Origin of the sequence: Billgrantia gudaonensis (genome assembly GCF_900100195.1) — a bacterium.
Classification (GTDB): domain Bacteria; phylum Pseudomonadota; class Gammaproteobacteria; order Pseudomonadales; family Halomonadaceae; genus Halomonas; species Halomonas gudaonensis.
Genome location: NZ_FNES01000003.1, coordinates 111,898 through 124,872 on the forward strand (window position 1 = coordinate 111,898; position 12,975 = coordinate 124,872).

The window sequence follows — 12,975 nt, forward strand, 5'->3', positions numbered from 1 at the left end:
TAGATTGGGATCCGTCATTCACCGTCAGGAGATCCTCCCATGCGCATGAACTACTTCTCCGCCAGTCCCGCCGGTATCGAGGCCATGCTCGAACTCCAGCGCCACGTCTCGCGCACCGGGGAAGAGGGCGAACTGGGCGAAGGCCTGCTGGGGCTGGTGTATACCCGCGTCTCGCAGATCAACGGCTGCGCCTACTGCATCGACATGCACACCAAGGATGCGCGCAAGGCCGGCGAAACCGAGCAGCGGCTGTACGCCCTGAACGCTTGGCGAGAAACCCCATTCTATACCCCCCGAGAGCGGGCCGCCCTGGCCTGGGCCGAGGCCAATACCCTGATTGCCGGCAACGGCATCGACGACGCCCTGTACGAGGCGACCCGCCAGCACTTCTCCGAGCAGGGGCTTGCCGACCTGACCCTGGCGGTCTGCACCATCAACGCCTGGAACCGCCTGGCGATCAGTTTTGCCGCCGATGTCGGCAGCTACCGGCCCAAGTGACCGTCCTCAGGTTCCGAGTCGTTCGCCTGCGACCGACGCAGCGAGCGACTCGGCCCGACTCAGCAGGCGGGCCTCCTGCTCCGGATCGAGCGCCAGCCCGAAACGCTCTCGCAGCACCCCGGGAAGCTCGGCGGCCCGCAGCTCGCGACGTTCCGGCTCGGCCCCGGGACGCTCCACCGTCAGTTCCAGGTCGGCGAGTCCCAGGCGTTCCTCCGCACCGTTGTGCTGGGCCACGATACGCCGCACGAAGGGCGAGTCCGGGTGATGGGAGACATGGTAGTTGTGGGTCTCGGCATCGGCACGGTAGTAAGACGCATCGCCGAACTGGTAGATATTGAACCAGCCATCGTGGCGCCGATGCCGCAGCAGCCAGAGCCCCACGGGGGAGCGCTCCAGGCGATACTCCCAACGGCCGTGGCGCACCTCGACGTTCTCCCCGACAGGCACCGGCTCACGCGGCCCCACATTGCCGACCCCGACATCGACCAGCCAGTCGCGCCCCTCGACGGTCACCGCCAGCATCGTATGGTTCATGGCCGTGATCCGGCGGGCCTCTTCGCCCACCAGCATCCGCGCGCCTCGGGGCACCACCCGGAAGCCGAGCCGGTCCAGCACCGTGCCGAACAGGAGGTTCTGTTCGTGGCAGTAACCACCGCGCCGCCGCCGCACCAGCTTGTCCTGCAGACTCGCCAGATCCAGCCGGATCTCCCCGCCGATGGCGATCTCCAGGTTCTCGAAGGGGATCGCCTCGAGATGCGCACGCTGCAGTGCCCGCAGCGTTTCGAGACTGGGGGTCAGCGACCCGCGGTAGTCGAGGCGTGCCAGATAGGCCTCTAGGTCGAGAGGCGAGGCCTCCCAGGTAGCCGATTCATGGAGCAAGGTTCCGGATGCCTGCATGACGAAAACTCCTTTGCCGAGCGGCGCTGCCGCGTTGGAGAAGAGGGCCGAGAAACGCATCGGCGCCTCATCGACCGTTCAATCCAGCATCACTGCCTGGGCATAGTCTCGGGCGGCGCGCCCCTCGCGCAGGGTCTCGGCCCACCAGGCGAGCCGCGCCAGCAAGGTCTGCATGCCACGCTCGAAACGCTGTGCCTGCAGCGGCTGCCCCTGCTCGTCGAACTGCTCCCAGACGTTGGGAAACATCACGCCGTCGCGAATGCCCACGGCATGCAGCTCGGCAAAGACATCGCGCAGGTGCTCCACCGCCCGTACCCCGCCCGAGGCGCCACCGTAGGAGACGAAGGCCACCGGCTTGGCCTGCCACTCCGCCTTGTAGTCGTCGATCAGCGCCTTGAGCGCAGCGGGGTAGGAGTGGTTGTACTCGGGCGTGACCACGACGAAGGCGTCCGCCTCGTCGAGACGCCCGGCGAATGCCGACGCGGGCTCGGCGGCGGGGTCGATCACCATCGGCGAAAACGCCTCCCGGCGCCGGATATGGTCCACGACCCACGAGCCGACGGTATCGCAGAAACGTCCTTCCCTCGTGCTGCCATAGATCACGGCCACCTTGATCGTATCGCTCATTGCACTGTTCTCCCGTTCGCTGATTGAGTGCGATGAACGATACGACCTCAAGTTAAGTTGAGGTCAAAGGTCGCCGTGACAATGCGTCCGATAGGGCTCGGCTATCGCCTCCTAACCATCGTCGCTGAGACGACTGCGAAAACTGACGAGGCGGGAAACGACGACAACGTGCAGGAAGCCGTGCGCCCAGCCGTGCAGAATCACAGGACCGCTTGCCAGCCATCTGGCGTTTTCAGCAATCGATGGTGGCAAACGGGCAGCCCCACACGGATCGGCAACCTTCACGCCGTGGCTAGCGGTCGCGTCCTGACGCCTATCAGGACCATCAATGCGGCCAACAAGAGCACGGCACCGCTGGCGGCGAAGACGTCGAGCGCACCGCCCAGGTCGAAGATGACGCCACCCACCGCTGCCCCAGTGGCTATCGCCAAGTTGATGGCGGCCACCAGCAGGCCGCTGGCGCTCTCGGCCTCATCGGGCACCGTGCGGGTAAGCCAGGTCGACCAGGCCACCGGAATGGCACCGAAGGCCAGCCCCCACAGTGCCACCAGCGCGGCATCGGTGGCCGGTGTGCTTTCCAGCAACACCAGCGATACGCCGAGCGTTCCCATCAGTAGCGGCATCGCGATCATGGTCAGGCGCAGGCTGCGTTCCACCATCCAACCGCCCAGGTAGTTGCCCAGGTAGTTGCCCACGAAGTTGGCCACGCCGAAGCCGAGCAGGATGGTCGCCACGCCGGTCACGCCGACGCCGGTCACGGTCTCGAGGAACGGGCGGATGTAGGTGAAGAAGGCGAAGTGGCCGGTGAAGACCAGGGCCGCGGCCAGCATGCCCTGCTCTCCGAACCCGACCAGTCGGCCCAGGACATTGCTGCCTTCGAAAGCGCCAAGCTGTGTGAAGCGGTCAGTGCGATTCGCGCCTGCCCCCAAGGCTGCACACGCGAAAGCGCCCTGACCTTCAGCGGCTGCATGGAGTTCGACCTGGGCAGCATGCACGCCCTCGTTTCGCTGATGCCCGAGGTGATGTACGTCGGTACCCTGCTCGAGCGCCAGCCCGAGATTCTGCCCATGCTCGAGGCGATGGAACGCGAGGCAAACAGTGAGTGAGCGTGCGGGCTTTGCCGCCATTCTGGCGCGGCTCGCCGACGTGATGGCGGCCTTCATCGTACGCGGCTGGGTGGAGTGCGGCTGTGGCGACGCCACCGGCTGGATCGAGGCGCTGCGCGATCCCCGCCTGGGACGTGTCATCGCCGCCCTGCATCGCGAGCCAGGGCGCAACTGGACGGTGGCGGAACTCGCCGCCGAGATGGGCAGCTCGCGCTCAGTGTTCGCCGAGCGCTTCCTGGCGGTAACGGGGATGACACCGCACCGTTATGTGACCGAGCTACGCATGCACTTGGCAGCCCAATGGATCGGCAGGGAACGTCAACCAATCGAGACGGTCGCCTACCGACTAGGCTACGGCTCCCCGGCTGCCTTCAGCCGTGCTTTCAAGCGTATCCATGGCTACCCGCCCGGCGCCTTACGCCAGCAGCACAAAGAGAGCACGCGCGCCGCGCCGGCCCCTTCCGACGTCAGGAATCCCCATGAACGAAGCCCAGTCGCTACGCAAGGCCATTGATGAGCCGGTGCACCTGGCGGACTACGATTTCGCCTGGCCCGCCGTGCTACTCCCCTTCCAGTCCATCCAGCAGCTTGCCGAGCAGCCGGTTCAGCGTCTCCTGCTCTTCGCGAGTCAGGGGCTCGAGCAGGCGCGCCTCGTTCTCCACGTGCAGAGGAATCAAGCGGTCGATCAGCTCGCGCCCCTGGGCAGTGAGCGAAACCAGGGTGCCGCGGCGATCGTCGGGGTTGGGTGAGCGCTGAATCAACCCGGCCCGCTCCAGACGGTCCAGCCGGTTGGTCATGCCCCCTGAGGAAAGCATCAACGCCTCGAACAGCTGCGTCGGCGTCAAGGCGTAGGGCTCGCCGGCACGGCGCAGGGTGGCCAGCACGTCGAATTCCCCCGCCTGCAAGCCATGCTGCTTGAAGAAGGCGTCCAGCCGCCCCTTGGTAATCAGTTGACTCGTCTTCAGGTACCCGACCACCTCCATGGGCAGCAGATCGAGGTCGGGCAACTCGCGCCGCCATTGGCCAACCGCCAGCTTCACTCGGTTCATTGTCATCTTTCCTTGCCAAGCTTTTATCTTGATACTAAGATACTCGACACAATGATACTTCCTGTCGAGCTAGGAGGATGAATGATGTCGAACGCAACACGGACGCGCAAGCGCTCGGACCGACGCGGACTCCACGCCCTGGGCTGCCTGCTGCTGGTCGGCACCTTCCTGGCGCTATCGATGGTGGTCGCCAAGCTGGCCGATGGCGCTGGAGCGCCGCGGCTGACCTTCCTGATGACGGCCATGGCCGGCGCCGGCTGCGTTCTGCTCGGCATCGCCGTGGCCCGCCATCGGCCGCTGACCTTCGACCGCCGCACGCTGGAGTACGCCATCGTGGCCGGAGCCCTGTTCGCCCTGCCCAACGCCATGGCCTTCCTCGCAGTACGCCACGTCGGGGCGGGGTTCATCTCGCTGAGCTTCGCCTTCCCGATCCTGATCACCTGGGGGCTGGCCGTCCTGCTGGGACTGGAGCGTCTGAGGCCATCGCGCCTGCTCGGCGTGCTGCTGGGACTCTCCGGCGGCCTGGTGCTGGCTACCGCCAAGGCCGGCGGCATCGACGGCTCACCAGGCTGGGCCTTGCTGATGCTGGCCATGCCGCTGGTGCTCGCACTGGGCAACATCTACCGCACGCTGCGCTGGCCCGAAGGCAGCTCACCGGTCTTCCTGGCGGCATCGATGATGTTCGGGGGCGCCGTGACGCTGCTGCCCTTCGCGCTGTCGCTCGAACCCGGCCAGTTCCCGGCGCTGCTCGCCACCGGAACCGTCGTGCGGCTGCTGCTGGTGGAGGTCGCCGTGTTCGCCGTGCTCTACCTCTTCTTCTTCGTACTGCAACGACTCGCCGGCCCCGTTTACCTGAGTCAGATCGGTTCGGTGGCGGCCGTGGTCGGCACCCTGATCGCGATCTTCGCCCTCGGCGAGGCTCCGCCGCCCAACCTGGGCCTGGCCGCGCTGCTGGTGGCCGGCGGTACCTTGCTGTTCCAGCGCGGCGCCCGCGCCGCGTCCACCACGAGCGGTACGCAAACCGCCACATTCTCCCCCGACCTAGAGGAGTCATCATGAAACTCATCGAAGCCCTCAACTGGCGCTACGCCACCAAACGCATGACCGGAGCCAAGGTTCCCGCAGAACGGGTGGAACGGATCCTGGAGGCGGTTCGCCTGGCGCCTTCTTCCTACGGGCTGCAGCCCTATTCCGTGCTGGTGATCGAGGATCCGGCACTGCGCGAGCGTATCGGCCCGGTGGCCTTCGACCAGCCGCAGATCGTCCAGTCATCGCACCTGCTGGTCTTCGCCGCCTGGGATCCCGTCGAGGCTCGCCACGTCGACGAACTGACCCAGTTGATTGCCGAGACACGAGGGATCGAAGCCTCGGAGCTGGACGCCTACGGCGCCACCATCAAGGGCACTCTAGACGGATTCGCCACGCCCCACGAACGCTTCCAGTGGGCGGCCCGTCAAGCCTACCTGGCTCTGGGTACGGCACTGGCCGCGACGGCGGTGGAACGCGTGGATGCCTCGCCCATGGAAGGCTTCGACCCGGCGGCGCTGGACCGCCTGCTCGACCTCGAGGCTCAGGGCCTGCGCAGCGTCGCGCTCCTCGCTCTGGGCTACCGCGACACCGAGGCCGACCGGCATGCGGGACTCGCCAAGGTGCGCTGGCCCCGGGAGCGGCTGTTCATCCATGTACCCGAGGCCTGAGCGTCATCGCCGCGCCATGCCCTCATTTTTGCCATTCGCTGGGCGGTATGCGCTGCAAATGCAGATGGCTCGCCAGCCGGATGCTGGGACGGATCAGGAACTGGAAGCTACCCAGGATGAACATCCACACCGCCAGCGTCTCCTGACTGGGATACAGGAAGAGCACGCTTCCGATCAGGAACCAGATGGCGATGCAGAAGTCGTTGGCGATGCTCAACGTCTCGTAGCGACGGCGAATCACCAGTTCCTCGTGCCCCAGGCGCAGGGTCAGGGGATCATCGAGGTGAGTGCGGGAGGAAGAGGAGGTCGTCATTGGGTCTCCTTGCGGCTGCGGCGTGGGGATGGCATCAGCGTACCAGCCGCCTGGGCGATGGCGTACGGCTCGCCGGGCCGTCTGGCCCTCATCGCGGTGGCGACGCAGCGCCTGCCTCGCTCAGCGACAGCCACTCCTGCGCCAACCAGCGCCCGGCCTGGAGAATCTCGCCGTCGGGGGCGCCGGCATAGCCCAGCACCAGCCCTGGGCGTCCCGGCGGCGTCAAGCAATAGCCGGAGAGCGGCGACAAGGAGATACCGAGAGCCGCTCCGCGAGCCACCAGCGCGCGCTCGGTCTCCAGGCTGTCGAGCCAGGCCACCAGGTGCATGCCGGCCTGTCCCTCCGACAGAACGAGGCCCTGCGCCACGGCCGGCGTCAACGCCCGGCGCAACAGCGCCTGACGCTTCCGGTAGCAGTCGCGCATGCGCCGCACGTGCCGCGAGAAGTGGCCGGCCGCGATGAACTCGGCCAACGCCGCTTGCACGGCGTACTGCCCCTCGCGATGCAGGCGCGCATTGGCTCGCCGGAACGGCTCGACCAGGGCGTCGGGCAACACCAGATAACCGAGCCTCAGCCCCGGATAGAGTACCTTGCTGAGGGTGCCCACATAGATCACCCGCGCCGACTCGGTCAGCCCCTGGAGGGCGGCGATGGGTCGCTGGCCATAGCGGAATTCGCTGTCGTAGTCGTCCTCGACGACCCAGGCACCGCGCGCCTCGGCCGCCTCGAGCAGTGCCAGGCGTCGCGAGAGCCCCATGGTCACGCCACTGGGATACTGATGAGACGGCGTCACATAGATCAGCCGGGGCGCGGCATGCCCGGCGGGGACGCGTTCGATATCCATGCCCTCGCCATCCACCGGAACCGGCACCATTTCCAGCCCGGAGGCATCGAAGCAGGCCTGGGCACCGCCATAGCCGGGCTCTTCCATCCACACCACGTCGCCCGCGTCGCCGAGCATTCGTGCGATCAGCTCGAAGCCCTGCTGGGCGCCCTGCACCACGAGTACCTGCTCCGGGCGACAACGCACCGAGCGCGACAGCCTCAGGTAGTCGCACAGCACTTCGCGCAGCGCCGTCACGCCGCCCTGGGTGCGGTAATCCAGCCACGCCTCGGGTGCATCCCGCTGATGACGCTTGAGCAATCGCTGCCAGAGTTCGCGGGGAAAACGGTCGAGGGCCGGCACGCCCGGCGCAAAGGCACCACGATGTCCGCCTGACGGGGCACAGAACTTCAGCAGCCGTTCGCCCCGGGACGACAGCGACGCCTCCGGAAACGGATCCGGCGCCTCACGCGGCTCTTCCTCGAATACCGACTCGACACGACCGAACGGCAGGTCGGCGACGAAGGTACCGGCGCCGGGGCGGGTCTCCAGGAAACCCTCGGCGACCAGTTGATCGATGGCTTCCAGCACCGTATTGCGCCCCACTCCCAGGTCACTGGCCAGCCGCCGCGACGGCGGCAGCCGACTGCCGCTGGCCAGGCGTCCCGACTGGATCCAGGTCCGCAGCGCCCGATACAGACGGCGAACCAGGGTGTGTGACGACGGCTGACTCAGTTCGATGCCCAGAGCCTCGCTGACCCAATCGGCGTGCACGGCGACGACCGGTTCCATGACTTTCCTCATGATTGGCCCTTACCAGGGAACCACTATGCCGACAGACTCGAACGGTGTCACCGCCGCTCGCACAGAGGCGTTCGCCATGCCCATTCGTCTTGTCCGGCTCGCCGCAAGGAGTCTCCATGTACCGTCCTCGTGATACCCGCATGTCCCTGTCACAGGCCCAGGCGTTGATCGATGCCCATGGCTTCGCCATGCTCCTGGACGGTCGACTCCAGGCCAGCCATCTCCCGCTGGTACTGGAACGCAACGAAGGCGAACTGGGCACCCTCTATGGGCATTTCGCTCGCGCCAACCCCCACTGGCACGAGCTGGATGGACAGCGAGTGCTGGCCATCTTCCAGGGCCCACATGCCTATGTCTCCCCCCGCTGGTACGCCACCCGGCCGGCGGTACCGACCTGGAACTACGTGGCCGTGCATGCCAGCGGCGTCGTCGAGCGGCTCGACGACGCCGCCACCCTGGCGTCACTCGATGCACTGGTGGCCCAGTACGAACCCGACCTGCTCGATGACGAGGAAATCCTCGGCGAAGCGTATCGCCGGCGGCTGCTCGCGGGGACCGTCGGCTTCCGGATCCGCCTGGACGATCTCCAGGGCAAGGCCAAGCTGGGGCTGAACCGCTCGCGGGAAGACCAGGTCGGCATGCTGGCCGGGCTGCGCGCCAGCCCCGACCCTCAGGCCCGGCAGCTCGGGAGCTATACCCAGCGCTATCTCGAGCACCATCCGCAGGAGGCGAACGAGGATGACCGCTAGGCCCACCAACCCACCGCACGACACGACGAGCGCCTTCACCCGCTTGGGCCAACCCATCGGTGACCCCGTGCCGGGATGGGCGGGAGCGACGCCGCTCCCGGACGTGACCCTGGCCGGTCACCGGGTGCGCATCGAACCCCTGGATGCCGAGCGCCACGGCGACGGCCTGTATGCCGCCCTGGGCTTGCCGGGAAAAACGCCCCTCGACGGTCCCGAAGCCCGCTGGGCCTACCTGGGTGGCATCCCCTATGACGACCGGCCCGGGTTCGATGCCTGGCTGGCCTCTCGGGCGGCCAGCCACGACCCGCGCTTCCATGCCATCGTCGAACGGGCCAGTGGCCAGGCGCTGGGGCTCGCCGCCTACCTGAACATCGTGCCCGAGCACGGCAGTCTCGAGGTGGGCCACCTGCATTTCTCGCCGCACCTGCAGCGCTCCCCAGCCGCCACCGAGGCCATGGTGCTGATGATGCACCACGCCTTCGCCCTGGGTTACCGCCGTTACGAGTGGAAGTGCGATGCGCTCAATATGCCGTCGCGGCGAGCCGCCACGCGACTGGGCTTTCGCTTCGAGGGGATTTTTCGCCAGCACCGGGTGGTGGCCGGTCGCAATCGCGATACCGCCTGGTTCTCGATCCTCGACGGCGAATGGCCAACCCTGGAGGCGATCTTCGAGCGCTGGCTGTCGCCGGACAACTTCGATGCCCGAGGCAGGCAGCGTCTTTCGCTGTCGGCCCTGACCGCGCGACCGGCTGCGTCCGGCTAACCGGCGGCCGGTTCCGGCAACACCGCTTCGGCCTCGATGGCAATCAGCCATTCCGGTTCGGCGAGGCCATGCACGATCAGCCAGCTGGCCGCCGGCGGAGCCGCGGGAAAGCGCTGCCGTAGCGCCTCCACCACCACAGGCTGCTCGTAACGAGCGAACTCGGCCAGGTAGAGGCGCAGCATCGCAACCCGGGAGAGATCGCCGCCGAGACTCGTCAGCAATCGCTCGAGGTTGTCGAGGGCGGCCTCGGTCTGCTCGGCCAGGTCGGGGCCGGCCAGCAGGGACTGGGCATCGACGCCCACCTGGCCGGAGATCAGCACCCGATGGCCGCCCTGCACCATCACTGCCTGGCTGTAGCCATCGGCCAGGGTATCGGGAAGACCGGCGGGATTGATCGGTTCGCGTCTGACTCTGCTCATCGCTGCATCCTTGTTGCATCTGTCGAATCGGCCGGAATCTCTCCGGTCAGGTCGGTAGGTTCTCCGCCACCCGTGCTTCACTTCGCTGATCGCCACGGCTCACCAGCTTGCGCAACGCCACGTAGAACACCGGCGTCAGGAACAGACCGAACAGGGTCACGCCGAGCATGCCGGCGAACACCGCCGTACCCAGCGCCTGGCGCACCTCGGCGCCGGCACCGCCGGCCAGCATCAAAGGCACCACTGCCGCCGTGAAGGTGATCGAGGTCATGACGATCGGGCGCAGGCGCAGGCGGCACGCCTCCAGTGCCGCCTCGACGATGCCGCGCCCCTGCAACTCCAGTTCGCGAGCGAACTCGACGATCAGGATGGCGTTCTTGCACGCCAGGCCGATCAGCACCACCAGGCCCACCTGCACGAAGATGTTGTTGTCGCCGCCGGTGAGCCTCACCCCGATCAGCGCCGAGAGCATGCACATCGGCACGATCAGGATCACCGCCAGTGGCAGCGTCCAGCTCTCGTAGAGCGCGGCGAGCGCCAGGAACACCAGCAGGATGGCGAGCGGGAACACCACCAATGCCGCGCCGCCCTGGTTGACCTGCTGGTAGCTCAGGTCGGTCCATTCGAAGGTCATGCCGGCGGGCAGCACCCCCGGGGCGAGCCGCTCGACCACTTCGATGGCCTGGCTCGACGACAGCACCCGCGGATCGGCCTCGCCCATCAGGTCGGCCGCCGGGTAGCCGTTGTAGCGGATCACCGGATCGGGTCCGAAAGTGCGGTCGACGCGGATCATGCTGCCGATCGGCACCATCTCCCCATAGGCATTGCGGGTGCGCAGGCGATCGATGTTCTCCGCGTCCATGCGGTAGTCGCCGTCGGCCTGGGCCATGACCTGCCAGGTACGGCCGAAGCGGTTGAAGTCGTTGACGTAGACCGAGCCGAGGTAGACCTGCAGGGTCTCGAACAGGTCGGTCAGCGCCACGCCCTGGGTCTTGGCCTTGACCCGGTCGACGTGCAGGTCGAGCTGCGGCACGTTGGACTGGTAGGAAGTGATCGGGTAGCCCATGCCCGGCGCCTGCATCAGCGCACCGCTGAAGCCATCGACGGCCTGCTGCAGCTCGCCGTAGCCCAGCCCGGCACGATCCTGGATGAACAGCGAGAAGCCCGATCCCGAGCCGATGCCGAGGATCGCCGGCGGGGTGAAGGCGAAGCTGAACGCCTCCTGCATGGCGCCGAACTTGCCGTTGAGTTCGCCGACGATCTCGTCGGCGCTGCGCGCGCGTACCTCGAACGGATCGAGGCCGAAGAACACCGTCCCGGTGTTGGGCGTATTGGTGAACTGCAGCGGGTTGAGCCCGGGGAAGGCCACCGCCGAACTCACGCCTTCGGTTTCCAACGCCAGGTCGGTCATGCGCCGGATCACCGCCTCGGTGCGGTCGAGCGAAGCGCCCTCGGGCAACTTGGCGCCGCCGATCAGGTACATCTTGTCCTGGGTGGGAATGAAGCCGCCCGGCACCAGCTGGAACATGACCCCGGTACCCGCCAGCAGCAGCGCGTAGACGGCGAACACGGCGCCGCGCCGACGCAGGCTGCGAGTCACGCCGCCCTGATAGCTTCGCGAACTGGCGGCGAAGAAGCGGTTGAAGGGCCGAAACAGCCAGCCGAACAGGAAATCGATCAGTCGTGACAGGCGATCCTTCGGGGCATCGTGGGGTTTGAGCAGCATCGCCGCCAGCGCCGGCGACAGCGTCAGCGAGTTGATCGCCGAGATCACCGTGGAGATGGCGATGGTCACCGCGAACTGGCGGTAGAACTGGCCGGTGACGCCCTCGAGGAAGGCCATCGGCACGAACACCGCGCACAGCACCACCGAGATGGCGATGATCGGCCCGCTCACCTCGCGCATGGCCTGGTGGGCCGCCGCCAACGGTGCGAGCCCCTCCTCGATGTTGCGCTCGACGTTCTCCACCACCACGATGGCATCGTCGACCACGATGCCGATGGCCAGCACCAGCCCGAATAGGGTCAGGGTATTGATCGAAAAGCCCAGCAAGTAGAGCACGGCGAAGGTGCCCACGATCGACACCGGCACTGCCAGCAGCGGGATCACCGAGGCGCGCCAGGTCTGCAGGAACAGCGTGACTACCAGCACCACCAGCAGCACCGCCTCTAGCAACGTCTTGATCACCGACTCGATCGAGTCGCGCACGAACACCGTGGGGTCGTAGACGATGGTGTGCTCCACCCCCTCGGGGAAGCGCTGGGAAAGCTCTTCCATTTTCTCGCGCACCGCATCGGAGAGCGCAATGGCGTTGGAGCCGGGCGCCTGGAAGATGCCGATGGCCACCGCCTGCTGGTTGTCGAGCAGTGACCGCAGCGAGTACTCGGCGGCGCCGAGTTCGATGCGCGCCACGTCCGAGAGGTAAGTGATCTGCCCGTCGCTTCCCGCCTTGACCACGATGTCGCCGAACTCCTCCTCGGTGGTCAGACGCCCCTGGGCGTTGATCGAGATGAGGAAGTCCGACGCGGTCGGCGTCGGCGGTGCGCCGAGCTGCCCCGCCGAGACCTGCACGTTCTGCTCGCGTATCGCGGCGATGATGTCACCCGCGGTGAGCCCGCGCGCGGCGGCCCGGTCGGGATCGATCCACACCCGCATGGCGTAGTCGCCGGCGCCGAACAACATCGCCTGGCCCACCCCGGGCAGGCGCGCCAGTTCGTCGCGCACGTGCAGCGCCGCATAGTTGCGCAGGTAGGTGCTGTCGTAGCGACCGTCGGGCGAAATCAGCTGCGGCACCATGGTCAGATCCGGGGACTGCTTGTCGGTGGTCACCCCCTGGCGGCGCACCGCCTCGGGCAGCCGGGCCAGCGCTTGTGCGACCCGATTCTGTACCTGAACCTGGGCCTCGTCCGGGTCGGCGCCGGGGCGGAAGGTCAGCGTCATCGCCAGCACGCCGTCGGAGCCGGCCACCGACTTCATGTACATCAGGTCCTCGACCCCGGTGATCGCCTCCTCCAGTGGCGTGGCCACCGTCTCGGCGATCTCCTTGGGGTTGGCGCCGGGATAGACCGCCCGCACTTGCACGGTGGGCGGCACCACGTCGGGGTATTCGCTGACCGGCAGTAGCGGGATGGCGATCGCACCGGCAATGAAAATCAGGATCGACAGCACCGCAGCGAAGATCGGCCGGTCGACGAAGAACTTGGCAAAGTCCATGACAAGACTCCCTTTC

General features: G+C 67.0%; 15 protein-coding genes. 7 read left to right on the forward strand and 8 right to left on the reverse strand.

What is annotated here, in order from left to right; translation table 11 throughout:
* Positions 1-39: 39 nt before the first annotated feature.
* Positions 40-498, forward strand: a complete 459-nt coding sequence (locus BLP96_RS04505) for a carboxymuconolactone decarboxylase family protein (protein WP_089683572.1) — start codon at positions 40-42, stop codon at positions 496-498.
* Between the two features lie 6 nt (positions 499-504).
* Here BLP96_RS04505 and BLP96_RS04510 read toward each other — a convergent pair whose 3' ends face one another.
* The 3 genes from BLP96_RS04510 to BLP96_RS04520 all read right to left on the reverse strand — a co-directional run bounded on the left by BLP96_RS04510 (position 505) and on the right by BLP96_RS04520 (position 2,852).
* Positions 505-1,395, reverse strand: coding sequence for an arylamine N-acetyltransferase family protein (locus tag BLP96_RS04510; protein WP_089684066.1), 891 nt, complete (start codon positions 1,393-1,395; stop codon positions 505-507).
* A gap of 78 nt (positions 1,396-1,473) precedes the next feature.
* Positions 1,474-2,022 carry an NADPH-dependent FMN reductase gene (locus BLP96_RS04515; RefSeq protein WP_089683575.1) on the reverse strand — a complete coding sequence of 183 codons (549 nt, stop codon included), beginning with the start codon at positions 2,020-2,022 and terminating at the stop codon, positions 1,474-1,476.
* 281 nt (positions 2,023-2,303) lie between these two features.
* Positions 2,304-2,852 (reverse strand): MFS transporter, encoded by a 549-nt coding sequence (locus tag BLP96_RS04520; protein ID WP_245682160.1) that lies wholly within the window; start codon positions 2,850-2,852, stop codon positions 2,304-2,306.
* On the opposite strand from BLP96_RS04520, the gene BLP96_RS20310 reads away from it, so the two are divergent.
* Both BLP96_RS20310 and BLP96_RS20315 read left to right on the forward strand, forming a co-directional pair.
* Positions 2,820-3,128 carry a hypothetical protein gene (locus BLP96_RS20310; protein WP_245682161.1) on the forward strand — a complete coding sequence of 103 codons (309 nt, stop codon included), beginning with the start codon at positions 2,820-2,822 and terminating at the stop codon, positions 3,126-3,128. The genes BLP96_RS04520 and BLP96_RS20310 overlap by 33 nt on opposite strands.
* Positions 3,121-3,642, forward strand: a complete 522-nt coding sequence (locus BLP96_RS20315) for a helix-turn-helix transcriptional regulator (RefSeq protein ID WP_245682162.1) — start codon at positions 3,121-3,123, stop codon at positions 3,640-3,642. The genes BLP96_RS20310 and BLP96_RS20315 overlap by 8 nt, the downstream gene beginning before the upstream one ends.
* A 46-nt stretch (positions 3,643-3,688) precedes the next feature.
* Here BLP96_RS20315 and BLP96_RS04530 read toward each other — a convergent pair whose 3' ends face one another.
* Positions 3,689-4,177 carry a MarR family winged helix-turn-helix transcriptional regulator gene (locus tag BLP96_RS04530; protein WP_089683577.1) on the reverse strand — a complete coding sequence of 163 codons (489 nt, stop codon included), beginning with the start codon at positions 4,175-4,177 and terminating at the stop codon, positions 3,689-3,691.
* A gap of 81 nt (positions 4,178-4,258) precedes the next feature.
* Here BLP96_RS04530 and BLP96_RS04535 point away from each other — a divergent pair, with 81 nt between their 5' ends.
* Positions 4,259-5,236 carry a DMT family transporter gene (locus BLP96_RS04535; RefSeq protein ID WP_245682163.1) on the forward strand — a complete coding sequence of 326 codons (978 nt, stop codon included), beginning with the start codon at positions 4,259-4,261 and terminating at the stop codon, positions 5,234-5,236.
* Positions 5,233-5,874, forward strand: coding sequence for a nitroreductase family protein (locus BLP96_RS04540; protein WP_089683579.1), 642 nt, complete (start codon positions 5,233-5,235; stop codon positions 5,872-5,874). Before BLP96_RS04535 ends, BLP96_RS04540 begins: the two co-directional genes overlap by 4 nt.
* A 22-nt stretch (positions 5,875-5,896) precedes the next feature.
* Here the strand turns inward: BLP96_RS04540 and BLP96_RS04545 are convergent, their stop codons facing one another.
* Together BLP96_RS04545 and pdxR are read right to left on the reverse strand one after the other, a co-directional pair.
* Complete coding sequence (locus BLP96_RS04545; RefSeq protein WP_089683581.1) at positions 5,897-6,187, reverse strand: YrhK family protein; 291 nt, start codon at positions 6,185-6,187, stop codon at positions 5,897-5,899.
* Between the two features lie 88 nt (positions 6,188-6,275).
* Positions 6,276-7,802, reverse strand: coding sequence for a MocR-like pyridoxine biosynthesis transcription factor PdxR (gene pdxR, locus BLP96_RS04550; protein ID WP_089683583.1), 1,527 nt, complete (start codon positions 7,800-7,802; stop codon positions 6,276-6,278).
* A gap of 128 nt (positions 7,803-7,930) precedes the next feature.
* Here pdxR and BLP96_RS04555 point away from each other — a divergent pair, with 128 nt between their 5' ends.
* Entirely contained in the window at positions 7,931-8,563 is a 633-nt protein-coding gene (locus BLP96_RS04555; protein WP_089683585.1) for an FMN-binding negative transcriptional regulator, read from the forward strand.
* Entirely contained in the window at positions 8,553-9,326 is a 774-nt protein-coding gene (locus tag BLP96_RS04560; RefSeq protein WP_089683587.1) for a GNAT family N-acetyltransferase, read from the forward strand. The genes BLP96_RS04555 and BLP96_RS04560 overlap by 11 nt, the downstream gene beginning before the upstream one ends.
* Here BLP96_RS04560 and BLP96_RS04565 read toward each other — a convergent pair.
* Together BLP96_RS04565 and BLP96_RS04570 are read right to left on the reverse strand one after the other, a co-directional pair.
* A complete protein-coding gene (locus BLP96_RS04565) occupies positions 9,323-9,745 on the reverse strand; it encodes a Rid family hydrolase (protein WP_089683589.1) in 423 nt (140 codons plus the stop codon). The genes BLP96_RS04560 and BLP96_RS04565 overlap by 4 nt on opposite strands.
* A 46-nt stretch (positions 9,746-9,791) precedes the next feature.
* On the reverse strand, positions 9,792-12,959 hold the full coding sequence (locus tag BLP96_RS04570) for an efflux RND transporter permease subunit (protein ID WP_089683591.1): 3,168 nt from the start codon (positions 12,957-12,959) through the stop codon (positions 9,792-9,794).
* Positions 12,960-12,975: the final 16 nt, after the last annotated feature.